Source organism: Bacillus sp. D7-8 (genome assembly GCF_052055895.1).
GTDB lineage: Bacteria > Bacillota > Bacilli > Bacillales > Bacillaceae > Bacillus > Bacillus velezensis.
This window is the reverse complement of record NZ_CP179922.1, coordinates 3,756,897-3,778,657: the sequence shown is the minus strand read 5'-3', so window position 1 is coordinate 3,778,657 and position 21,761 is coordinate 3,756,897. Positions and strand designations below refer to the sequence as shown.

Annotated in this window: 23 protein-coding genes and 1 pseudogene; 17 read left to right on the top strand and 7 right to left on the bottom strand. The window is 44.8% G+C overall.

The window, feature by feature from the left end; all coding sequences use genetic code 11:
• The 6 genes from iolE to fba all read left to right on the top strand — a co-directional run bounded on the left by iolE (position 1) and on the right by fba (position 5,956).
• Positions 1 to 897, top strand: coding sequence for a myo-inosose-2 dehydratase (gene iolE, locus ACKTRM_RS18690; RefSeq protein WP_012118844.1), 897 nt, complete (start codon positions 1 to 3; stop codon positions 895 to 897).
• Between the two features lie 12 nt (positions 898 to 909).
• A complete protein-coding gene (locus ACKTRM_RS18685) occupies positions 910 to 2,205 on the top strand; it encodes an MFS transporter (protein ID WP_012118843.1) in 1,296 nt (431 codons plus the stop codon).
• Positions 2,206 to 2,227: 22 nt separating this feature from the next.
• Positions 2,228 to 3,262, top strand: a complete 1,035-nt coding sequence (locus ACKTRM_RS18680; RefSeq protein WP_012118842.1) for a Gfo/Idh/MocA family protein — start codon at positions 2,228 to 2,230, stop codon at positions 3,260 to 3,262.
• A gap of 19 nt (positions 3,263 to 3,281) precedes the next feature.
• On the top strand, positions 3,282 to 4,151 hold the full coding sequence (locus ACKTRM_RS18675) for a sugar phosphate isomerase/epimerase family protein (RefSeq protein WP_007407833.1): 870 nt from the start codon (positions 3,282 to 3,284) through the stop codon (positions 4,149 to 4,151).
• Positions 4,152 to 4,238: 87 nt separating this feature from the next.
• Entirely contained in the window at positions 4,239 to 5,081 is an 843-nt protein-coding gene (gene iolI / locus ACKTRM_RS18670; protein WP_012118841.1) for a 2-keto-myo-inositol isomerase, read from the top strand.
• A gap of 2 nt (positions 5,082 to 5,083) precedes the next feature.
• A complete protein-coding gene (gene fba / locus ACKTRM_RS18665) occupies positions 5,084 to 5,956 on the top strand; it encodes a class II fructose-1,6-bisphosphate aldolase (protein ID WP_012118840.1) in 873 nt (290 codons plus the stop codon).
• 277 nt (positions 5,957 to 6,233) lie between these two features.
• Here the strand turns inward: fba and ACKTRM_RS18660 are convergent, their stop codons facing one another.
• Genes ACKTRM_RS18660 through ACKTRM_RS18650 form a run of 3 tightly spaced genes read right to left on the bottom strand, consistent with a single transcriptional unit; the run spans position 6,234 to position 8,651 of the window.
• Positions 6,234 to 6,968 (bottom strand): ABC transporter permease, encoded by a 735-nt coding sequence (locus ACKTRM_RS18660; protein WP_012118839.1) that lies wholly within the window; start codon positions 6,966 to 6,968, stop codon positions 6,234 to 6,236.
• Positions 6,969 to 6,984: 16 nt separating this feature from the next.
• On the bottom strand, positions 6,985 to 7,743 hold the full coding sequence (locus tag ACKTRM_RS18655; RefSeq protein ID WP_012118838.1) for an ABC transporter permease: 759 nt from the start codon (positions 7,741 to 7,743) through the stop codon (positions 6,985 to 6,987).
• Positions 7,740 to 8,651, bottom strand: a complete 912-nt coding sequence (locus tag ACKTRM_RS18650; protein ID WP_012118837.1) for an ABC transporter ATP-binding protein — start codon at positions 8,649 to 8,651, stop codon at positions 7,740 to 7,742. The genes ACKTRM_RS18655 and ACKTRM_RS18650 overlap by 4 nt, the downstream gene beginning before the upstream one ends.
• Positions 8,652 to 8,893: 242 nt before the next feature.
• On the opposite strand from ACKTRM_RS18650, the gene ACKTRM_RS18645 reads away from it, so the two are divergent.
• The 7 genes from ACKTRM_RS18645 (at position 8,894) to ACKTRM_RS18615 (ending at position 15,986) form a co-directional block, all read left to right on the top strand.
• A complete protein-coding gene (locus ACKTRM_RS18645) occupies positions 8,894 to 9,616 on the top strand; it encodes a response regulator transcription factor (RefSeq protein WP_012118836.1) in 723 nt (240 codons plus the stop codon).
• A complete protein-coding gene (locus ACKTRM_RS18640) occupies positions 9,613 to 11,052 on the top strand; it encodes a sensor histidine kinase (RefSeq protein WP_012118835.1) in 1,440 nt (479 codons plus the stop codon). The genes ACKTRM_RS18645 and ACKTRM_RS18640 overlap by 4 nt, the downstream gene beginning before the upstream one ends.
• A 149-nt stretch (positions 11,053 to 11,201) precedes the next feature.
• On the top strand, positions 11,202 to 11,891 hold the full coding sequence (gene yxdJ / locus ACKTRM_RS18635) for a two-component system response regulator YxdJ (RefSeq protein WP_012118834.1): 690 nt from the start codon (positions 11,202 to 11,204) through the stop codon (positions 11,889 to 11,891).
• Positions 11,888 to 12,865 (top strand): two-component system sensor histidine kinase YxdK, encoded by a 978-nt coding sequence (gene yxdK / locus ACKTRM_RS18630; RefSeq protein WP_023357208.1) that lies wholly within the window; start codon positions 11,888 to 11,890, stop codon positions 12,863 to 12,865. The genes yxdJ and yxdK overlap by 4 nt, the downstream gene beginning before the upstream one ends.
• A gap of 143 nt (positions 12,866 to 13,008) precedes the next feature.
• Positions 13,009 to 13,782 carry an ABC transporter ATP-binding protein YxdL gene (gene yxdL / locus ACKTRM_RS18625; protein ID WP_007614823.1) on the top strand — a complete coding sequence of 258 codons (774 nt, stop codon included), beginning with the start codon at positions 13,009 to 13,011 and terminating at the stop codon, positions 13,780 to 13,782.
• Positions 13,757 to 15,625 carry an ABC transporter permease YxdM gene (gene yxdM, locus ACKTRM_RS18620; protein WP_012118832.1) on the top strand — a complete coding sequence of 623 codons (1,869 nt, stop codon included), beginning with the start codon at positions 13,757 to 13,759 and terminating at the stop codon, positions 15,623 to 15,625. Before yxdL ends, yxdM begins: the two co-directional genes overlap by 26 nt.
• A gap of 13 nt (positions 15,626 to 15,638) precedes the next feature.
• Positions 15,639 to 15,986: a YxeA family protein gene (locus ACKTRM_RS18615; RefSeq protein WP_012118831.1), complete on the top strand. Its 348-nt coding sequence runs from the start codon at positions 15,639 to 15,641 to the stop codon at positions 15,984 to 15,986.
• Positions 15,987 to 16,051: 65 nt separating this feature from the next.
• On the opposite strand, the gene ACKTRM_RS18610 is transcribed toward ACKTRM_RS18615, so the two are convergent.
• Positions 16,052 to 17,202 (bottom strand): IS3 family transposase gene (locus ACKTRM_RS18610; RefSeq protein WP_144080792.1). Its coding sequence is split into 2 segments (ribosomal slippage): positions 16,052 to 16,929 and positions 16,929 to 17,202, totalling 1,152 coding nucleotides; the frame shifts between segments, so codons are not numbered across the junction.
• 121 nt (positions 17,203 to 17,323) lie between these two features.
• Positions 17,324 to 18,286: an iron-hydroxamate ABC transporter substrate-binding protein gene (locus ACKTRM_RS18605; RefSeq protein WP_012118829.1), complete on the bottom strand. Its 963-nt coding sequence runs from the start codon at positions 18,284 to 18,286 to the stop codon at positions 17,324 to 17,326.
• A 129-nt stretch (positions 18,287 to 18,415) separates the two neighbouring features.
• Here ACKTRM_RS18605 and ACKTRM_RS18600 point away from each other — a divergent pair.
• Positions 18,416 to 18,807, top strand: a pseudogene (locus ACKTRM_RS18600) (hypothetical protein).
• 50 nt (positions 18,808 to 18,857) lie between these two features.
• Here the strand turns inward: ACKTRM_RS18600 and ACKTRM_RS18595 are convergent.
• Together ACKTRM_RS18595 and ACKTRM_RS18590 are read right to left on the bottom strand one after the other, a co-directional pair.
• On the bottom strand, positions 18,858 to 19,220 hold the full coding sequence (locus tag ACKTRM_RS18595; protein ID WP_007407823.1) for a hypothetical protein: 363 nt from the start codon (positions 19,218 to 19,220) through the stop codon (positions 18,858 to 18,860).
• Between the two features lie 160 nt (positions 19,221 to 19,380).
• Positions 19,381 to 19,767: a hypothetical protein gene (locus ACKTRM_RS18590; protein ID WP_007407822.1), complete on the bottom strand. Its 387-nt coding sequence runs from the start codon at positions 19,765 to 19,767 to the stop codon at positions 19,381 to 19,383.
• Between the two features lie 110 nt (positions 19,768 to 19,877).
• On the opposite strand from ACKTRM_RS18590, the gene ACKTRM_RS18585 reads away from it, so the two are divergent.
• The 3 genes from ACKTRM_RS18585 to yidA all read left to right on the top strand — a co-directional run bounded on the left by ACKTRM_RS18585 (position 19,878) and on the right by yidA (position 21,692).
• Positions 19,878 to 20,297 carry a DUF3255 family protein gene (locus tag ACKTRM_RS18585; protein ID WP_025285528.1) on the top strand — a complete coding sequence of 140 codons (420 nt, stop codon included), beginning with the start codon at positions 19,878 to 19,880 and terminating at the stop codon, positions 20,295 to 20,297.
• The gene (locus ACKTRM_RS18580) at positions 20,287 to 20,811 is read left to right on the top strand and encodes a hypothetical protein (protein ID WP_012118825.1); all 525 of its coding nucleotides are present in this window, start codon (positions 20,287 to 20,289) and stop codon (positions 20,809 to 20,811) included. The genes ACKTRM_RS18585 and ACKTRM_RS18580 overlap by 11 nt, the downstream gene beginning before the upstream one ends.
• A 68-nt stretch (positions 20,812 to 20,879) precedes the next feature.
• Positions 20,880 to 21,692 carry a sugar-phosphatase gene (yidA, locus tag ACKTRM_RS18575; protein WP_012118824.1) on the top strand — a complete coding sequence of 271 codons (813 nt, stop codon included), beginning with the start codon at positions 20,880 to 20,882 and terminating at the stop codon, positions 21,690 to 21,692.
• Positions 21,693 to 21,761: the final 69 nt, after the last annotated feature.

Genomic DNA, 21,761 nt, shown 5'->3' with positions numbered 1-21,761 from the left:
ATGGGCAAACAAGATATTCTGTGGGGCATCGCTCCCATTGGGTGGCGCAATGACGATATGCCGGAAATCGGAGCCGGGAATACGCTGCAGCATTTGTTAAGCGATATTGTTGTCGCCGGCTTTCAAGGTACGGAAGTGGGAGGGTTTTTCCCTGAACCCTCCGTCCTCAATAAGGAGCTGGCTCTCCGGAACTTGCGGATTGCGGGGAAATGGTTCAGCAGCTTTATCATACAAGACGGTATTGAAAAAATGGCTGAACAATTTACAGAACACTGTGATTATTTGCAGAAAGTCGGAGCGGATGTCGCCATCGTTTCTGAACAGACGTACAGCGTTCAGGGCTTGGACATTGATGTATTTAAGGAAAAACCGCACTTCTCAGATGAAGAATGGGATACGCTGTGCCAAGGCTTGAACCGTCTCGGGAAAATCGCTGGCGAATACGGGCTGGACCTCACGTTTCATCATCATCTCGGCACAGGCGTCCAGACGGCGGAAGAAGTTGACCGGCTGATGGATGGAACGGACCCGCGGTATGTCCATTTACTTTATGATACCGGCCATGCCTATATCTCGGACGGAGACTATATGACGATTCTCAACAAGCATATGGATCGGATCAGACACGTTCATTTCAAGGACGCCCGGTTTGACATTATGGAGCGGTGCAGACAGGAAGGCAAGTCATTCAGGCAGTCGTTTTTACAGGGCATTTTTACGGTTCCCGGCGACGGATGCATCGATTTTACCGAAGTATACCGAACGCTCGTCCGTCATGATTATTCAGGCTGGATCGTCATCGAAGCCGAACAAGACCCGGCAGTCGCCAATCCGCTTGAGTACGCGCTGATTGCAAGAAAGTACATCGACAGTGAACTGCTTGATCCTGCAAATTAGAGGGGGACTTATATGAATAGTGCCAAGGCGGAATCAGCTTTCAGCAAAAGGACCATCGCCGCAGCATTAGCAAATTACATTGATGCGGGTTCCATCGTGGCAGGATCAGCGGGTTTATCTATGTGGGTCAGCTACTTGAAGCTGTCCGACAGCCAGATCGGATTGCTCGGCGCCTTCAGCGCAAACGCGATATCAGCGGCCGTCGGAGCGCTGCTCGGCGGGTATTTGGCTGATAAGGTCGGCCGAAAAGCTGTATACACAAACAGTATGCTCGTCTACGTCTTAGGAATTTGTTTGGTTTTGTTTGGATTTAACTTTCCCATGCTGTTATGCGGATACATGATTATCGGGATTTCTGTAGGCGCGGATATTACGGCTTCATGGACCATTATCGCGGAAAACGCCCCCGAGAAAAACCGGGCGAGGCATTGCGGAGTGGCGCAGGTGGCGTGGGCCGCAGGAGCCGTTGTGGTTCTGCTGTTATCCGTTTTGGTCGGTGACCTCGGGCTTTTAGGAAATAAAATTGTCTTTGCGCATCTATTGGTGATCGCCCTGATCACATATGTGATAAGAAAGCGTTTACCTGAGTCGGATGCCTGGAAAAACAGTGAAGAGCGGCCTGCCGCCGTGAAAAAAACATCTTATTTTGACCTGCTTCAGCCGAAATTTTTCAAGAACATTTTGTTTTTAATGGGTGTGTTTCTCGTATGGAATCTCGCCGCGGGCGTCATGGGATTCTTCATGCCGTACATCTACCAGCAGGTCGGCGGCGTATCCGCAAATACGGCCAACATTCTGCAGATGGCCCTGTTTATCTTCACCGGGCTCGGCGTCGCCTGTATCTTCATGCCTTTTGCAGATAAATATCGGAAAACGGTGTTCGGAATCTGCGCAAGTATGGCCGTTGTCGGCTGGTCGCTGTTTTTACTGCCGTTTCAGGGGCTCCCGATGCTGCTTTTGTTTGTTTTAGCGATCGGCATCAATAACGGAGCCGGCCAGCAGGCGAACTACCAGCTGTGGGCAAGCGAGCTGTTCCCGACAGAACACAGAGCGTCAGCACAAGGGCTCATGTTCTTTCTCGTCCGTATTTCAATCGGAATTTGGAGTTTATTTGTGCCGGTCATCATGTCACAATTCGGCATCGGTTTTATGGCCGGTATTCTGCTCATATGTGTGACGGCCAGTATGATCATCGGGCTTGTTTTCGCACCGAATACGTCCGGCAAGTCGCTTGAACAGATACAGGAGGAACTGTACGGCGCTCCTCAGGACGGCAGCGAGAAAAGAAAGACGAGAACCATTATTTGATTATCAGAAGGAGTGGCGATCAATGAATTTACGTATAGGTGTTATCGGAACCGGTGCTATCGGAAAAGAGCACATCAACCGCATCACAAATAAGCTGTCCGGAGCGGAAATTACCGCTGTCACAGATGTGAACCAGGAGGCCGCGCAGCAGACCGTTCAGGATTTCAATTTGAACGCCTCCGTTTATCCTGATGACGACAGCCTCCTCGCTGCTGAAAATGTGGATGCCGTCTTAGTGACAAGCTGGGGCCCGGCTCACGAGTCCAGCGTTTTGAAAGCGATTCAGCACGGCAAGCACGTGTTTTGTGAAAAGCCGCTTGCGACAACGGCAGAAGGCTGTATGCGCATTGTCGAGGAAGAAATGAAGACGGGAAAACGATTGGTGCAGGTAGGTTTCATGCGCAGGTATGACAGCGGTTACGTTCAGCTGAAAGAAGCGATTGACAACCGCGTGGTCGGCGAGCCGCTGATGATTCACTGTGCGCACCGCAACCCGACAGTCGCATCGAATTATTCAACGGAAATGGCCGTCGTCGATACGCTCGTTCATGAAATTGATGTCCTCCACTGGCTCGTCAATGACGACTATGAATCCGTACAGGTGATCTATCCGAAGAAATCAAAAAATGCGCTGCCGCATCTGAAAGATCCGCAGATGGTCATCATCGAAACAAAAGGCGGCATCGTCATCAATGCCGAAATCTACGTGAACTGTAAATACGGCTATGACATTCAATGTGAAATCGTCGGGGAAGACGGCATTATCAAGCTTCCGGAACCGTCAAGCATCAGCTTGAGAAAAGAAGGGAAATTCAGCACCGATATCCTGATGGATTGGCAGCGCCGATTTGTGGCTGCGTATGATGTGGAAATTCAAGACTTCATTGATTCGATCCGGAATAAAGGCGAAGTCAGCGGTCCGACGGCATGGGACGGTTATATTGCCGCGGTGACAACTGACGCGTGCGTAAAAGCTCAGGAATCCGGACAGAAAGAGCCTGTGGCGCTGCAAGAGAAACCGGCATTCTACCAATCATTTACGACTGTGAACAAATAATAGATCGGGAGTGAAAGAAATGAAACTGGCCTTAGATCCATCCATGTACCGCGATGATTTAACGTTAGAAGAAATGGTCTATAAAACGGCGGAACTCGGATACGAATATATCGAACTGTCTCCGCGCGAGGATTTTTGTCCTTTCTATAAATATCCGAAAGTCGATTCAGCAAAAATCAAACAATTGAAGCGCCTTTTAAAAGATACAGGTGTGAAGCTGTCTTCTCTTCTTCCGCTTTACCACTGGGCGGGTCCTGATGAAGACCGTCGTCAGGCCGCCGTGCGCAACTGGAAACGGGCGATCGAAATTGCGGTTGAACTTGAAGTGGATTTGATGAACAGTGAATTCAGCGGTTCAAAATATGATCCGTTGACAAGTGAAGAAAAATTCATCAAATCCATGGATGAACTGCTGCCCGTCTTTGAAAAAGAAGGCGTTAAACTCAATCTGCAGGCTCATCCATACGATTTTATCGAAACGCACAAAGGTGCGATGGATATGATCCGCGCGCTTGACAAGGATTGGATCAATCTTGTCTACTCGACTGCGCATACGTTCTTCTATGATGACGGAAAAGGCGATATTGCGACCATGTTTGATGAAGCCGGCGACCGCCTCACACATGTTTTATTTGCAGATACTTTTAATCATAAAGCGGCGCATGGCCTGCGCTACATCGTCAACCCGCCTGACGCGAAAGTAACGGTTCACCAGCATTTGGACATCGGGCAAGGCGAGGTTGATTTTGAGACGATTTTCAGAAAGATGAGAGAGATGAAATTCGACGGAATTGCGACGAACGCCGTTTTTGCTTGGGTCGGCGAAAGAGCGGATGAATCAAGCCGGACCACGCTTAAGAAATTAAAGGAAGAATTAGGCATGGCATAAGCTGAGTATGGAGTTCGGCGGAGCGGGGCAAACAAGCCCTCCTGCCGGACTCCCTTCATATCGAAAACGCGGATGGGAGAGGCTGACATGAAACTTTGCTTTAATGAAGCGACTACGCTGGAGAATTCAAACTTGAAACAGGATTTAGAGCTGTGCGAAAAGCACGGCTATGATTATATTGAAATCCGCACAATGGATAAGCTGCCGGAATACTTAAAAGACCATTCACTGGCCGATCTGGCGGAATATTTTCGAACCCATCACATTAAACCGCTTGCCCTGAACGCACTGGTTTTCTTCAACAACCGTGATGAGAAGGGCTATAGGGAGATCATTTCGGAATTCAAAAGCATGATGGAAACCTGCAGAACCCTCGGCGTGAAATACGTAGTGGCCGTGCCGCTAGTGACAGAGCGGAAAATCTTGAAAGAAGAGATCAAAAAGAGCAGCGCAGAGGTGCTGACTGAGCTTTCGGACATCGCGGAGCCGTACGGCGTAAACATTGCCCTTGAATTTGTCGGCCACCCGCAATGTACGGTCAATACATTTGAACAGGCGTATGACATCGTGAACGCTGTCGGCCGCGATAATGTCGGACTGGTGTTTGACAGCTTCCATTTCCACGCGATGGGCTCCAATATTGAGAGTTTGAAGCAGGCGGACGGAAAGAAAATTTTCATCTATCATATCGACGATACAGAAGACTTTCCGATCGGCTTTTTAACGGATGAAGACCGCGTCTGGCCTGGGCAGGGTGCGATTGACTTAGACGCCCATCTGTCAGCGTTAAAAGAAATCGGATTCAATGATGTTGTCTCCGTAGAGCTGTTCAGACCTGAATATTATAAGCTGACTGCGGAGGAAACGATCAAAACGGCAAAGGAAACAACGGAAGCCGTCGTATCAAAATACTTCATGAAGGAGGCGTGAACATGGCTTTTGTCACCATGAAACATCTTCTTGCAGAAGCGAAACGGGAGCATTATGCAGTCGGCCAATTTAATATCAACGGCCTCCAATGGACGAAGGCGATTCTGCAGGCGGCGCAAAAGGAGCAATCGCCGGTCATCGCCGCGGCTTCCGATCGTCTGGTCGACTATTTAGGCGGCTTTAAAACGATTTCCGCCATGGTCGGCGCGTTAATGGAAGAAATGGCGATTACCGTTCCCGTCGTGCTCCATCTTGATCACGGGAGCAGTGCGGAACGCTGCAGACAGGCCATTGACGCCGGATTCAGCTCAGTGATGATTGACGGCTCCCATCATCCGATTGATGAGAACATCGCGATGACAAAAGAAGTCGCCGATTATGCCGCTAAGCACGGCGTCTCAGTAGAAGCAGAAGTCGGCACGGTCGGCGGTATGGAAGACGGGCTGGTCGGCGGGGTCCGCTATGCCGATGTCGCCGAATGTGAGCGGATCGTCAAAGAAACCAATATCGACGCGCTGGCCGCCGCCCTCGGCTCCGTCCACGGCAAATATCAAGGTGAACCGAATCTCGGATTTAAAGAAATGGAGGCTATCTCCCGCATGACTGATATTCCTCTCGTTCTTCACGGAGCATCCGGGATTCCGCAGGAACAGATCAAAAAAGCCATCACGCTCGGCCACGCGAAAATCAATATCAACACGGAATGTATGGTCGCCTGGACAGACGAAACACGCCGCATGTTTCAGAAAAACGGTGATCTGTACGAACCGCGCGGCTACATGACACCCGGCATTGAAGCCGTGGAAGAGACAGTGCGAAGCAAAATGAGAGAGTTCGGATCAGCCGGTAAAGCTGTAAAACAGCAGGTCGGCTGATGAAAAGCACTCACAACATCGTGAGTGCTTTCGTCTTTCCGTTTATGTCCTTCTCGCGTTTCACCAAAGTATCACAATCAAATCAACCTGTTCATCTTTACAGGCTCTTTCAATCCAAGCGATTTGTTACAGCTTGCCCCCCTCGTTTACTATAGTTATGAAAACTAGAATTCGTTATTATCCTTTTCTTAAAATAATCCATAAGTCATGTATCTTTGTCTTTCGCAGTGATTTCATTATTACCTTGTCTCGAATTCTCATAAGTACCGCATATACCTTACGTAAGGTCTCGTTTAGTAAAATTTCTTATTCCGTAAACCAGGAGACCGAGACATGTTATTACCATAATTGAGTAAAATAGGAAGTTTGATTGAATCGGTGATTCATCTTCGGGTGACATTGCTAACATAGGCTGTGTCCATGGATATACTTGACCTAATGGTGTACTGGCAATAATAATGGCCGGTAATGTAAAAACAATGCTAACAGCGAGTGGTATGCCAAATGTTTTAGACCTAATTGAAACAATAAGCTGCAATAAAATTAATGGTAAACAAGCTAAGATCCCTCTAATTCCATAACCTAGAATTGTAAGTAAAGGAAGACTCCCGCTTATGCCTAACATATAACCGAATCCAATAAATAAGAGGATTAAAATGAACATACTAATGAATATCATGCGGACCACTGTTAGAAACTTTCCCAGAAAGATATCTGAGTGTTTGACTGGTAAGGCTAGAAGCTGTTTCCAACCGCCTCCTACATGTTCCCCCCTGCAAACAAGGGCGGCGAAAATTCCCACTACGATAGGCAATACAAAAGGGCCCATAAATAAGGCAACTTGTGTCCAAGCCTCTACCCAGGGATTGTCTCCAGGATTCATAAAAAGGTTATAGTTTTTAATAAAGTTCGTGTATGCCAGGGATACACCTAACAAAGGCCCTAATAAATAGATGATCCATAACTTTGATCGCTTAAGCTTTAAACGTTCTACAAATAAAATGTTTTTCAAGTATTTCGCCTCCTTTTTACAAAGCATCCCGTTTAGCAAAATGAATAGAGCCTAGAAATAATATAATTATCCCTAAGAAAAGGCTAATGCAAAGGTAAGATGAAAGATCTGGGTTATATCCTATACCTTCATACTGCAGAATGACTGTCGAAGATTGACTAGGATAAGCCAGCGGAAACCATCTCGTTGATTGAGCAGCTGCCAAAAACAAACCCATTATAGATGATATTGATCCTACAAGAATTGAGAATGCTTGGTTGCTAAACACCATAGATAACCATATCTGGAATGCCATTATAGGCAGTACTGTAACTAACATGCTGTAACTATCTCCAAACAAAAGTCCCCAAGGTACACTACCTTCGAATCCTACCAGTTTGCCTAGCAGTACCATGCCGAGCAAGAAGATTGTTGACGAAATAAATAAACTGACTACTAAGCAAATAAATTTACTTACATAAATTCGCATTCTAGATACGGGAAAAGAAAGGGTTTGCTTCCATCCGTTTGCTTGATGTTCTATATTTGCTATTATTGACGCAGAAAGTGTTGCGGCTAATGGAAAACCCAGACCAAATAACAAACTGTTATCATACAGTAAATACATCCACATTGATCCAGCATGGAACATTTCAGCTTGTTTTTCCACGTATTCAGATCGATAAGTAAGATTTACCAACTCATATGCTATAATGAGTAAGGGAACCAATAAGACTACAATCAATAACGACGAACGTTTCAGTTTTAATTGATCTGCCCATAATAACTTTTTCATAGACTTCCCTCTGTACCAGTTAATTCTAAAAAAATATCCTCAAGCGATCGTGTCTTTTCTTCAAGTCGAAATACAGACAGCCCTGAATGAAGAAGTATGGAATTGATTTCTGAAACAAATTCCGGTTCTGTTTGAGACAGCCACAAATAATTTTTTTGTAAATCAACCTTTAATCCTTTCCTGTTTAGTATTGTTTTTGCTTCGATTACGTCACTAACACCGACTTTTAATAGTGGTTTTCGTTTTTGATGTAAACTTGCAATCGAGTCCTGGAAAATCATCCTTCCATTGTTAATAATCCCCACTTGAGTAGCCATTTGATCTATTTCACTCAATAAGTGGCTGGATACAATAACACTCATTCCCGATTTAGGCAATTCTTTAATTAGCTCTCTTATTTCTTGGATACCGGATGGATCTAAACCGTTTGTCGGTTCATCCAGAATTAATAAATCAGGACTGCTTAACAGGGCAACTGCAATTCCCAAACGTTGTTTCATTCCAAGGGAATACTCCTTAGTCAGTCGATTTGCTACTTTAGATAACCTTACAGTTTCCAATACTTCATTGACTCGTTGTTCCGGAAGTCCTCGTAACCTCCTAACAGCTTCTAAGTTTTCGTAAGCTGTTAAATTACCATAATAAGTTGGAGATTCTACCAGTGACCCGATTCTTTGCAATATCTGCAAACGATTCTTGTTTAGGTTTTGGCCAAAGATTTCGATGTTTCCTTTTGTTGGTTTAATTAAACCTAATAACATTCGGATGGTTGTTGTTTTACCAGCACCATTCGGTCCAAGAAAACCATAAATTTCGCCGCGCCTAATCCTTAAGTTTAATCCATCAACTGAAGTATGCTTTTTATACTTTTTAGTTAGATCGTGTGTTACCACTATTTGATCATTCATTTGTCTCTCACCTCACTTTTATCATAAGCGATGTTCTTTAAACACAAACGAAACTCTTCCTAAACATTCACTTAACGACATCCCTGGTTTATTTTCTGTATGTAGTTATATTGATACCTGAATATCAAGGTCGAAAATTTAAAAGAATATTCTGAACCCTTAACGAAAGTTAAATTCTTTCCTTTTCTGACCTTTATGTCATTGATCTCATATAAAATAAGAAATAAAAAGGAGGGTAACTTATGACGTTAGAAGAGAACAAAATCCTCATGGTGGATGATGACGAACATATCTTAAACTTATTAATAACTTGCTTTGAAAAGGAAGGTTTCAGCAATATTTCCACAGCTATGACAGGGAGCGAAACCCTTCTGAAAATCGATCAGGAACTTCCAAATATTATTTTATTAGATGTCATGCTTCCGGACACTGATGGCTTCACCTTATGCAGCAAAATACGCTCCCATACAAATGTGCCGATACTCTTCTTAACGGCAAAAACAACAGATTTAGATAAATTGCAAGGGTTTAGTTTTGGGGGGGATGACTATATTACTAAACCATTTAATCCACTAGAAATTGTAGCTCGTGTAAAAGCCCAATTAAAGAGAATGACTCAACTCTCTTCTTCTTACCCTCTAAAACAGGTATACGATTATGAATATTTTAAAATAGATCCCAATACCGGCAGACTTGTTGTTAACGGGACAAGAATCGATTGCCCTGCTCAGGAAATGAAACTTCTGATTTATTTCTGTGAACATCCCAATCAAATTTTAAGTAAACACCAAATTTATAAAGATGTGTGGGGGGAGTTTTATGGCGGAGATAGTACTGTAATGGTACATGTAAGACGATTACGTGAAAAATTAGAGGAAGACCCGAGCAGACCAAGATGGATTAAAACGGTTCGAGGACAGGGCTATATATTTGAAGCAGAGCCTATAGATGAGGATTTATTTTGAAGCTGAGAAATAGGATAGCATTTTACTTCGTATCGAGACTTTTTTTACTCATGTTTATTTGGGGTCTGCTCATTGTGGGCAGTATCATATTTTTCAGCCTCGTCTTAGGTCAGAATAAAATGGAAACGCCGCACTTATCCTTAAAAAAAATTGTTGACCAAACAGTTGTTGCAGATAAACAATTTTCAATAAATACGAAAGCAAAAGAAGATTTATTAGAGAACCGAATGTGGATTCAAATTTTAGATGAACAAGGAGATGAGGTTTTTTCTTTTAATAAACCTAAAAATATACCTAAGCATTATATTCTTGGAGAGTTAATATCAGATTACATGTATCCTGCCAAAAAAGGTTATCAATTATCTACGTGGTATGAAACGAAAAACAATCAGGATTTAACATGGGTATGGGGAAAACCGATGGAAAAAAATAACCCTTTTTTCTATTGGGTGAATAACTTGTGGATAGTTTCTATTATTATGGCAGGGATTGTAATTGCAATATTTTACGGAAAAAAACTAGGTGCTCCCCTGCTGTTTATTGTATCTTGGATTGAGAATTTGTCTAAAGAAAAATATGAAGAACCTTATGATTGGAAGTTTCATTCAAGCAAATATAGACATAATAAATCTGGATATAAGACCTATCAAGAATTAATGCAAGCTCTGTCTGAACTTACCTCAACGCTTCAAAGGAATAAGGCTGAGAGAGAGTTATTGGAAAAGACAAGAGAAGAGTGGATGGCCGGTGTCTCACATGATTTAAAAACCCCTCTTTCGGTTATTAAGGGATATACGGTTCTTTTATCTTCAAATGAATATGAGTGGGAAAATCAGCAAGTGCGTGATTTTTCCTTAATAATGGAAGAACGTGTCGAATATATGGAAAAGCTGATTGAAGATTTTAACTTAACTTTTCAATTGAAAAATGAGTCGCTTCCAATCCATCTTGAAGAAAAAAACGTAGTGAAAGTAATTCATGACACTTTAGAAAAAATGAAGTTGCTACCGGAGTCAGAAAATAAGAGATTCGCTATAGAATCCAGTCACAATAAGATACTTTTTAATATGGATGAAAGGTACCTAAAGCGCGCAGTTGAAAACTTGATTGCTAATTGTATTAAACATAATCCTCCGGGCACTAAAATAAAGGTCATATTATATCATGACGTGTTACATGACAATGAAATACAAATTATAATAGAAGACGATGGAATAGGAATGGACGAAGAGACGGTTGAATGTTTATTTGATCGGTATTTCAGAGGGACAAGCGCTTCGTCAAATAACTCAGGGACTGGATTAGGAATGGCTATTGCTCAACAAATTATCAAGGCGCATGGGGGAAATATTGATATATATAGTCAGCCGGGAATTGGCACAAGATTTAAAATTACCTTTCCGAGTCCGCCATCTAAGTATAACAATGTCAATTAGAAATAATCGATCTTACATTGAGAAAGGGAGAAGCGGGTCTTTTATAAAGGCCCGCTTTCTCATGTTGCAGAGAACCGATGAAAGCATTATGATGGGGGCATCAAATAATGAGGGCTCCGAAAAGCCGTATCCTTTTGGAGGATGGTTGCATGAATAAAATCATGATTGTGGAAGACAGTGAAGACATTCGCGGACTATTGCAGAATTACCTTGAAAAATACGGATATCAAACCGTGGCCGCCGATGATTTCACGGCTGTTCTTGATGTTTTTTTGCGGGAAAAGCCTGATGTGGTGCTGCTTGATATCAATCTGCCGTCTTATGACGGCTATTATTGGTGCCGCCAGATCCGCCAGCATTCTACAAGCCCGATCATTTTCATCTCAGCCAGAAGCGGGGAAATGGATCAAGTAATGGCGATTGAAAACGGCGGAGATGATTATATCGAAAAACCGTTTTCTTATGATATTGTGCTGGCGAAAATCAAAAGCCAGATCCGCAGGGCATACGGAGAGTACGCCGCCAAGCAGGGAGAGAAAGTGGTTGAATATGCCGGTGTGCAGCTCTTTGTGGAACGGTTTGAACTGCGCTTTCAGGACGAAAAAAGCGAGCTTTCTAAAAAAGAAAGCAAGCTTTTGGAAGTGCTGCTGGAGCGGGGAGAAAAGGTGACGGGAAGAGACCGGCTCATGGAAAAAACGTGGGACACCGATATTTTCGTCGATGATAATACGCTTAACGTGTATATCACGCGGCTCAGAAAAAAACTGCGGGAGCTGAATGCGCCTGTTTCCATTGAATCGGTGCGGGGCGAAGGCTACCAGCTGAGGGGGCTGTCATGAAGCTGTTTCTCCGGTCTCATGCCGTGCTGATTCTGCTTTTTCTCCTTCAAGGGCTGTTTGTCTTCTTTTATTACTGGTTTGCGGGTCTTCATTCTTTTTCCCACCTGTTTTACATATTGGGCGTGCAGCTTCTTATTTTGGCGGGATATCTTGCCTATCGCTGGTACAAAGACCGCGGTGTGTATCATTGGCTCAGCTCGGAGCAGGAAGGGACGGACATCCCGTATCTCGGTTCTTCAGTGTTTTGTTCAGAGCTGTATGAAAAGCAGATGGAGCTGATCCGGATGCAGCACCAGAAGCTCCATGAGACCGAAGCCAAGCTTGACGCGCGGGTGACGTATATGAACCAATGGGTGCACCAAGTAAAAACGCCGCTGTCGGTCATTAATTTAATCATTCAGGAAGAGGATGAGCCCGTCTTTGAACAAATCAAAAAAGAGGTCCGGCAGATTGAATTCGGGCTGGAGACGCTTCTTTATTCTTCAAGGCTTGACCTGTTTGAGCGGGATTTTAAAGTTGAAGCGGTTTCTTTATCAGAGCTTCTCCAATCAGTCATTCAAAGCTATAAACGATTTTTTATTCAATACCGGGTCTATCCGAAAATGGATATTCGCGATGATCATCAGATTTACACCGATGCCAAATGGCTCAAATTTGCGATCGGCCAAGTGGTCACAAATGCGGTCAAGTATTCGGCAGGCAAGAGTGACAGACTTGAGCTGAATGTCTTCCGCGATGAAGACAGGACGGTGCTTGAAGTCAAAGATTACGGTGTCGGCATTCCCTCGCAAGATATCAAGCGGGTGTTTGACCCTTATTACACCGGCGAAAACGGACGGCGTTTCCAAGAATCTACGGGAATCGGCCTCCATCTCGTCAAAGAAATTACGGGCAAGCTCAATCATACGGTGGACATCAGCTCGTCCCCCGGTGAAGGGACATCGGTCCGATTTTCATTCCTTACAAAAATGTAAGGCTGCGTTAAGAAAACAACATAGCTCGTTTTGTTTCCCCTTGATAACATGGATTTATGTCAAGGGGATTTTTATGTTAAATGCCCCGGCATTACATGAAAGCAGCCCAGACCAACAAGAATAAAACCATAAGGAGGATTTTCATGGCGAATATGCTTGAAGTCAAACATATAAATAAAACCTATAAAGGACAAGTGTCCTATCAAGCTTTAAAACAAATTTCGTTTTCAATAGAAGAAGGCGGGTTCACGGCGGTGATGGGACCGTCCGGCTCCGGAAAAACAACGCTTTTGAATATCATTTCAACGATCGACCGGCCGGATTCAGGCGATATCCTGATTCACGGAGAAAACCCGCACCGGCTGAAGCGGACAAAGCTCGCTCATTTCCGCCGCAAGCAGCTCGGATTTGTGTTTCAGGATTTCAACCTTCTGGACACGCTGACGATCGGTGAAAATATCATGCTGCCGTTAACGCTTGAAAAAGAAGCGCCGTCTGTCATGGAAGAAAAACTGCACGGCATCGCGGCAAAGCTCGGAATCGAAGACCTGCTCAACAAACGGACGTTTGAAGTATCCGGCGGACAGCGCCAGCGGGCCGCCATCGCAAGAGCGGTCATTCATAAGCCGTCACTCATTCTGGCCGATGAACCGACGGGAAACCTTGATTCCAAAGCGTCAAAAGACGTCATGGAAACGATGCAGAGCCTGAACCAGGATGATCATATCACGGCTTTGATGGTGACCCACGATCCGGTTGCGGCAAGCTACTGCCGCCGCGTCATCTTTATAAAAGACGGCGAACTGTTTAATGAGATTTACCGCGGGGAAAACCGCCAAGTCTTTTATGAGCAGATTCTTGATGTGCTGTCTATGCTGGGGGGAAACGCAAATGACCTTTCTTCAGTTCGCTTATAAAAACGTCACGAGAAACAAAAGGGCCTATCTTGCTTTCTTTTTAAGCAGCGCTTTTTCCGTTTTGATTTTCTTTACCTTTGCGATGTTCCTGTTTCATCCGGCACTAAAGGAAGGCTACCTGAATAACATCGCCAGAAAAGGCTTAACCGCCGCGGAATGGATGATCTTTGTTTTTTCTTTCTTATTTGTTCTGTATTCGGTTAACGCATTTTTGAAATCGAGAAATAAAGAATTCGGCATCCTGCTGATGCAGGGTATTACGCCGGTGCAGCTGAGAAAGCTCATTACGGCGGAAAACATGATCATCGGCGTCATGTCGATCGCAGCGGGGATTATCGGAGGCTTCATTTTTTCGAAAACGTTCTTTACGGTCGGCGCTTATATTTTAGAAATGGACGCGCTGCCTCTGTACATGCCTTGGAAAGCGCTCGGCATTACGGCCGGCGGATTTCTGCTCTTATTTTTCCTTTTATCGCAGTTCACGATCCTTTTTGTCAGATCAAATACGGTGATCAAATTAATAAAGGGCACTGACAAGATCAAGCCGGAGCCGAAGCCGTCCGTGCTTCTGTCTATATTCGGCATCGCCTGCCTGTGCGGCGGGTACGGCATGGTCCTTAAAGGCAATGTCCACGGGACTCAACCGTTCATCATTTTACTGCTTACCGTCATCGGCACGTATTTCTTTTTCAGCCAAAGCAGCATCTGGATTCTGCGCGCGCTGAAGAAGTGGAAAACCTTTTATCTGCGCGGGAAAAATGTCATTTGGGTTTCTGACCTTGTCTATCGATTAAAAGACAACGCCCGCCTGTTCTTTATCGTCAGCATTATTTCCGCGGTAGCGTTTACGGCGACGGGCGTGCTCGCGATGTACAAATCGACTGTCGGGGCGGAAGAGTCCGCTTATGAGATGGAGTATTTATCTTACAGCGGCAACCCAAAAGAACAGACTCATTTGAAAAAAATTGACCATGAACTGAAAACACACGGCTTTACGTATAAGAAAGACAAAATAAATGTTTCCTATGTCCGCTATCAGGAAGGAGATACTGTTCCGCCTGTTTACATGATCAGCGAATCGGATGTGTCAACATACTTCCATGTCAAGCTGAGCGGCCTGAAACATGATGAGGCTGTCTATTTCCCGGGCACGTATGACCGGAATTTCAAAAACAAAGCACCGGATCAGCTGAAGCTGCTGAACCAAAAAGGCAAGCCGTCTGAACAAAAACTGACGGTAAAAGAACTCGAAAAACCGCTGATTTCATTAAATGCCATCATCGCGGTGAACGATCAAACCTTTGATCAGCTCAAATCACTCGGTGAAAAAGCGTCATTATACGGCTACAGCTATGATCATTGGAAAGACAGTCTTGGGTTCAGCCAATCTCTGAAAGATGAGATCTACGGCAACTATATCGACGTGCATTCTGATTTTATGTCAAAAGCCGGGACGTACTATGATACGGTGCAGCTGCCGAGCCTGAGTTTATTCATCGGCCTGTTTATCGCAATTGTATTCTTTGTCGCGGCAGCAAGTTTCTTATATTTCAGGCTGTTCACAGATTTAGATGAAGACCGGGAGCGCTACCGTTCATTGGCCAAAATCGGTCTGAGTGAGCGTGAAATGGCACAAAGCGTGACGATACAATTGGCGATTCTCTTTTTCTTTCCTTTCGTCATTGCCGTCATGCATACACTGTTTGCCTTGAGAACATTGGCCGTGGAAGGCTATTCCGATGTAGCGGGGCCGCTCAGTTTCACTATCGGAGGGTTTTTCATTTTTCAGCTTCTGTTCTTCCTCACAGTGCGGTCAAGCTATTTGAAAAAAATGAACAAGTAAGGGGAGTGCACAGATGAAAAAAGCATTGGCAATCCTGGCCGTCTTGGCGGCCGCTGCCGTCATATACGGACTTCTCTTTTTTCATAATGATGTTACAGACAGATTTAATCCGTTTATTCACCAGCAAGATGTTTATGTACAGATTGATCGAGATGGCAAACATCTTAGCCCGGGCGGTACTGAGTATACATTAGACGGATACAACGCATCCGGGAAAAAAGAAGAAGTGACCTTTTACGCCGCGAAAGACCTTCGGAAGAACGCGTATTTGAAGGTGAAGGCGAAAGGAAAGTATGTCGAGACCTGGGAAGAAGTCAGGTTTGAAGATATGCCGGGCTCCGTACAGTCAAAATTAAAGTGAACATGAAAAACGGCACAGTGTCATGGGACTGCCCCCCGTTTTTGAGACAGGGGTCAAAACACCTTTTAAACAGCCAATTGCCGATAGTTTATCGGTGATTGGTTGTTTAGTTTGGTTTGAATACGAATATTGTTATAATAATGAATGTATTCTATGACAGTGCGTTCTACGATGGCAGTCGTAGTTCGATCAATGCTGTTAAAATAGAACGTTTCAGACTTTAGCGAGGAATGAAACGATTCGATGGAGGCATTATCAGCGGGCGTCCCTTTGCGGGACATGCTCATGGTAATGCCTTTTGTTTTAACAGCTTTTTGATACTCGTAAGATGTATACACAGAACCTTGGTCACTATGTAACACGCAGTTCTCAGGCAGCATTGGTAGCTGATCAAGTGTGTCTAAGACAAAGGCTGTGTCCTGCTTATCCCCAATAGTAAAAGCAATCACTTCTCCATTGTATAAATCTAATATACTGGAAAGGTACAATTGTTTCTGTCCATAAGGCAAATATGTGATGTCCGTTACTAGTTTTTCAAGAGGACGATCAGACTGAAAGTTCCGATCCAATATATTATCGACCACGGCATATGGCTGCCCATCCTTCTTGCGCTTTTTCACCTTAACCCGACACTGCCATTGATTTTTCTGCATAATACGTTGAACCGTTTTATGGTTAATACACATTCTCTTTTTTAGTATGGCTGTGATTTTTCGATATCCATATCGATACTTGTGCTCTCGGCACAACGTGCCGATTTGTTTTTCCAAATGGCGCTTGGGATGATCCTTCATCAGATTCTTCTTCCAACGATAATAAGACGCTCGAGAGATACCTAAATGAATACAGATATCCTGTACGGTCATTGTGCTGTGCAATATTTCTACAAGTTCGACTGACGTTTCGCTATCAACTTCCTTTCCAATTCGTTGTACTTTTTTAAAACTTCATTCTGTTGTCTCAGGTAACGAATCTCTGCCTGCAGTTTCTCTAAATCGGAAGAATACTCCGGACCTTTTCCGTAAGTGTATTGCTTTCCAACAGGCTGTTCGAATCGATGTGTATCACCAGCCTTATACCATCTAACCCATGTCTGAACCTGTGTCTTATTCTTAATATTCAACTCCTGCAGGATCTCTTTCATAGGTACGCCTGCCAATCTCATTTCTACAGCCTTCTGTTTCACTTCAACCGGATAACTCACTCTTGTCCCCATAGAAAAAACACCTCCAAGTCTAATTTCGGATAACAATCATCCGTATTCAAACTCGAAGGTGTTTTTATTTGTCTCATCTTATGGGGTCAGTCCCTCATGACTGTGCCGCTTTTTTTATTTTTTATTTTCTATTTTCTTCAGCCCGTTTGATCAGCATGTCGGTGATGATATCCATCTGTTTGCTTACGGCAATCGGGTCATAAGGATAGAAGGTGTTGAAATCGTTGATAAAGACACGATTGTTTTTTACGGCATCGAGATTTTTCCAAACGGATGAATCTTTCAGACGCTCAAATGTTTTGCTTTCTCCATTCGGATTGTAATCGGTAATGAACATATAATCAGCCGCATATTGAGGGATGACCTCTTGGGAAACCTGTTTCATGGCGCCCGTTTTCATGATGTCTTTTTCAATTTTGGCCGGCGCTTTCAATCCGAGCGCGTTATAAACGGCTTGGCCGCCGCGGCCGGAATTGTCATTGAAAATCCAGATTTCGCCTTTATCCGTCGTTTCATAAAGGCCGACTGTCTCGTCTTTGCCGATCACGTTTTTGAGGCGCTTTTGATTCGCTTCGGCTTTTTGGTTGAAGTCTGCCATAAAGCTTTTGGCTTTATCCTTCGCCCCGGCAATGTCGCCGAATAGGCTGACCGTATCTTTCGTATTCTTTGCGGTGTTAAAAGGAATGACAATCGTCGGTGCGATTTTCGATAGTTTCTCGTATTGGTCATCCTTCATCAGCACGATTAAATCAGGCTTCAGCTGCATCACTTTCTCCACATTGACGGGATTGCCGATGTCCGTGGTGTTTTTCAGCTGTTTTTTGATAAACGGATTTTTGAAAGCCCATGAGCCCGCCCCGACGACATTTGCGTCAACGGACAGCAGCTCACCTGCATAAAAGTCAGTGACGATCCGTTTCGGATGTGCGGGTATGTCAATATTTCCTTTTGTTGATTCATATGTACGCATGTCTGTCTTTCCTTTGCCTGATGCCGATCCGTTGTTTTCCTTCGCGCCGCTGCAAGCGCTTAATGCGAAAACAAGCAGAAGTGCCAGGCCGATCAGCCATGATTGTTTCTTCATAATGATCCCCCTATTTCAGTGATAATGATTATCATTATTAATATAGCAGGAAGACGTCATTCCGTCTATGTTTTTTATAGAAAACCTTCCTTGATTATCCATGTTATAGTAGTAAAGGAAGAGGAATGAATGTTGATTACGAAAAGAGGGACTTGGTGGGAAGTGCTGCACAGCTGGTGGCTGCTGCTGACTTTTGCGCCGTTTGCGCTGACCGCTTTCTTGGCCTTTTTCTATATCGGCTACCGGGCTAAGAACAAAAAATGGCTGAAATACGGACTTATTATTTTATTATTTTAGCAATTGCTTTTGTGCTGCCGAGCACGCCGGGCGTGTATATCGTGCTGCCTTTATGGGTCATCTCCATCATTCACGGGCTGAAAGTGCGGGCGGCTTATTTGATACAGCTTGATGTGTTTAAACAAAACGTCGAAGCAAGAGCGTATGAAGCGGTAAGGCATGAGGCTGAAGCAAAATTCGGCGGAAAACCCGCTCATCGCATTGATCTGACAAAACAGAGATAAAAACAAATGACAAAGCCGGTATCTCGCGCTTTGTCATTTGCATGACCGGCCTATTGCTGGTATGAATGCTGCTGAAACGGTGTGTGATGCTGTGTTTGCGGGAATGAAGAAACATTAGCGTTTGCCATCGGTGCAGGCATGTGTCCGCTTACTTCCTGCTGAAGCTGATTGCACACATTCACGATTTGCTGGCATTTTTGAATGGCCGCTTCATGCCCCTGCAGCGCTTGCTGAATGGTATGAACGGCATGCTGTTCATGGTTAAGCATCTGCTGAAGCATTTGAATGTTTTGCTGTTCCTGCTGGAGCATTTGCTTGTACTGCTGACTGCTTTGCTGTGTCTGCTGAATAAGCTGCTGTGCTGTTTGGCGGCATTGCTGCAGCTGATTTCCGCTGTATTGGTTTTGATACATCATGAAAACCTCCTGGAGTGATTGATTTTACACATTTATCATGTGAAAGAATAGGAGAGGCATTCATGCAAGAAAAGGATTCAAATATTTACCTGTTATGTACAGAGCGGAATACAAGGCTCGGGATGGCCTGTCGAGCTTTGTATTCCGGCCCTTTTTCTCAGAAGCCGCCTTCTGTAGCGTGAAAAGGAATATTGAGTCTGTTTTCGACTGCGCGCAGGCGCTGATTCAAACGGTTTAAGCGGCGGGTATGGATTTCAATGGACTGGCTCAGCCGTCTGATCTGCTCATTCATACGCGTGATTTCCCGGTTTTGGCGCTGGTCTTCTTGTGAGAGGCGGGTGAGCTCTCTCGTTTGCTCGGCGTTTTGTCTTTCAAGCTGGGCGACTCTCCGTTCTAAACCTGTCGGCTGCCGCTCTTCGGACTGAGGGGGCGCATAATAATAGCTTTCCTGCTGCTGATATGGCTCATACTCAACGCGGTTCACTTCGTATTCCTGCTGCTGAGGGAAATAGGCAGGCGGGGTGTAGTACTGATATGGGTTCATTCATCATTCTCCTTATCTAGTGAAGTCTTTATACACTATGTAGTCAATTGCACAGTGCCACGGCATCCGCCTAAGTTACAGACGTAAAAAAGCTTCAAAGGAAGGTGATTTTGTTGCGGAACATACGGATTTTCATCATGACGGTTCTTGTTTTCGGATGCGTCATGATAACAGGCTGCTCGCAAAAGAAAGCAGACGAACCCCCTTTTTATTACGGGACATGGGATGCGGGGCTGAAACCGGGCCCGATGGACGGGGTCAGATCTGAAACCGTCACGTTTACGAAAGACAGCGTGCTGACAAAGCAGGTCATTCAAGGCCGCGGCGAGGTTGCCATGCCCTCAGATGTGTACAAGGTGATCTCACAAAACACGGACGGGACGATCGAGATTGAATACCTCGGACATCCGCACCCCGTCAAAAGCACGTTGAAAAGAGGAAAAAACGATACGCTCATTTGGAAGATATACGGAGAAACAAAGACAATGACAAGAATAAAAACCGGCGGGGAGGATGCACATGAGAAATAAGGCTGCCGACAGACTCGTTTTGACGGGTGTCATCGTACATATCATTCAATGGTTTTCACTGTTATGGTTATTTTTTATGCTTTTTGATCAGTTCGGGCGTTTTACCATTTACAATCCCAATGTCGTCAACGGAAGCATGCAGTCTTTTTCATTCTTTGATATGATGCGCGCTCTTCTGTTTTCCGGCACGCTGCGGAATACGCTCCTGCTGTTTCTGTTTGCGGCGCTGCTCATTTACTTGTGGGTGAACGCTCTGTTTATCCTGCTGGAAATCGTTTCTTATATCATGATCAGGCGGAACAGCCGTTCATTATGGGCATACTTTCCCGCAGCGATGGGAATAAAGCTTGCCCTTCTGGACATAGCGGCCGTCCCTTTCTTTGCGGCGGGGCTGATGCTCTTGAAGCAGAAAACAGATGACGGCGGCGAACAAGCTGACAAGGGGAAAAGACGGCCCCGCATCCGGAGGCAGGCCCGGTTTACGAAGAGAAGGCGGAGAAACTTGTCCGTTTGATTTTTCATTGAAACGAAAAAACGATATGATGAAAGCATAAGTAGAAAAGGATACAAAGGAGATGCAGGATGTACAAGTTAATCGCAATAGATATGGACGGCACACTATTAAACGATCATCATGAAGTGACGGCTGAAGTCCGCGGGGCGCTTGATGCCGCCAAAGCGGAAGGGGTCAATATCGTCCTGTGCACGGGCCGGCCGATCGGCGGCGTGCGTCGGTATTTGGAAGAGCTGAACTTACAGGAGGAAGGCGACTTTGTGATTGCCTATAACGGCGCACTCGTCCAAAATACGTATACAAACGGTGTCGTGGCCGAGCAGTCATTAGGCTTTGAAGATTTGAAGTCGCTTTACGAGCTGAGCTTACAGCTGGATACTCCGATGCATTACTTTGACACAGCCAATCTGTACACGCCGAACCGGGATATCAGTGAATACACGGTATACGAATCATACATTACGAAAGTGCCGCTTCATTTCCGCACGATCGATGAAGTGCCGAAGGATATTCTGATTCCGAAAGTCATGTTCATTGACGATCCGGACAAGCTGGAGAAAGCGATCGCTTCCATTCCGGAATCATTCAAGGAAACATACACAATGGTCAAAAGCGCGCCATTCTTCCATGAGATTCTTCACCCGAAAGTCAGTAAAGGAAACGCGGTCAAGCTGCTGGTCGAAAAACTCGGCATTGAACAGAAAGACGTCATGGCAATCGGCGATAACGGCAACGACATGTCCATGATTCAGTGGGCCGGCTGCGGTGTGGCAATGGCCAATGCCATCCCGGAAGTAAGGGAGATTGCTGATTTTGAAACGAAATCAAATAACGAACACGGCGTGGCGCATGCGATTCAGGAGCTTGTGCTGAAAAAATAGGCACCCCATCAGAGGGTGCTTTTTTACCGCGTGTTTTGGTGATATGATAAGCGGAGAGGGGAGGCGCGA

What these genes read in the sequence shown, in the direction of transcription:
- iolE (WP_012118844.1), top strand. Translation starts at nt 1, where the DNA reads ATGGGCAAACAAGATATTCTGTGGGGCATCGCTCCCATTGGGTGGCGC.
- ACKTRM_RS18685 (WP_012118843.1), top strand. Translation starts at nt 910, where the DNA reads ATGAATAGTGCCAAGGCGGAATCAGCTTTCAGCAAAAGGACCATCGCC.
- ACKTRM_RS18680 (WP_012118842.1), top strand. Translation starts at nt 2,228, where the DNA reads ATGAATTTACGTATAGGTGTTATCGGAACCGGTGCTATCGGAAAAGAG.
- ACKTRM_RS18675 (WP_007407833.1), top strand. Translation starts at nt 3,282, where the DNA reads ATGAAACTGGCCTTAGATCCATCCATGTACCGCGATGATTTAACGTTA.
- iolI (WP_012118841.1), top strand. Translation starts at nt 4,239, where the DNA reads ATGAAACTTTGCTTTAATGAAGCGACTACGCTGGAGAATTCAAACTTG.
- fba (WP_012118840.1), top strand. Translation starts at nt 5,084, where the DNA reads ATGGCTTTTGTCACCATGAAACATCTTCTTGCAGAAGCGAAACGGGAG.
- ACKTRM_RS18655 (WP_012118838.1), bottom strand. Translation starts at nt 7,743, where the DNA reads ATGAAAAAGTTATTATGGGCAGATCAATTAAAACTGAAACGTTCGTCG.
- ACKTRM_RS18650 (WP_012118837.1), bottom strand. Translation starts at nt 8,651, where the DNA reads ATGAATGATCAAATAGTGGTAACACACGATCTAACTAAAAAGTATAAA.
- ACKTRM_RS18645 (WP_012118836.1), top strand. Translation starts at nt 8,894, where the DNA reads ATGACGTTAGAAGAGAACAAAATCCTCATGGTGGATGATGACGAACAT.
- yxdJ (WP_012118834.1), top strand. Translation starts at nt 11,202, where the DNA reads ATGAATAAAATCATGATTGTGGAAGACAGTGAAGACATTCGCGGACTA.
- yxdK (WP_023357208.1), top strand. Translation starts at nt 11,888, where the DNA reads ATGAAGCTGTTTCTCCGGTCTCATGCCGTGCTGATTCTGCTTTTTCTC.
- yxdL (WP_007614823.1), top strand. Translation starts at nt 13,009, where the DNA reads ATGGCGAATATGCTTGAAGTCAAACATATAAATAAAACCTATAAAGGA.
- yxdM (WP_012118832.1), top strand. Translation starts at nt 13,757, where the DNA reads ATGACCTTTCTTCAGTTCGCTTATAAAAACGTCACGAGAAACAAAAGG.
- ACKTRM_RS18615 (WP_012118831.1), top strand. Translation starts at nt 15,639, where the DNA reads ATGAAAAAAGCATTGGCAATCCTGGCCGTCTTGGCGGCCGCTGCCGTC.
- ACKTRM_RS18605 (WP_012118829.1), bottom strand. Translation starts at nt 18,286, where the DNA reads ATGAAGAAACAATCATGGCTGATCGGCCTGGCACTTCTGCTTGTTTTC.
- ACKTRM_RS18595 (WP_007407823.1), bottom strand. Translation starts at nt 19,220, where the DNA reads ATGTATCAAAACCAATACAGCGGAAATCAGCTGCAGCAATGCCGCCAA.
- ACKTRM_RS18590 (WP_007407822.1), bottom strand. Translation starts at nt 19,767, where the DNA reads ATGAACCCATATCAGTACTACACCCCGCCTGCCTATTTCCCTCAGCAG.
- ACKTRM_RS18580 (WP_012118825.1), top strand. Translation starts at nt 20,287, where the DNA reads ATGAGAAATAAGGCTGCCGACAGACTCGTTTTGACGGGTGTCATCGTA.
- yidA (WP_012118824.1), top strand. Translation starts at nt 20,880, where the DNA reads ATGTACAAGTTAATCGCAATAGATATGGACGGCACACTATTAAACGAT.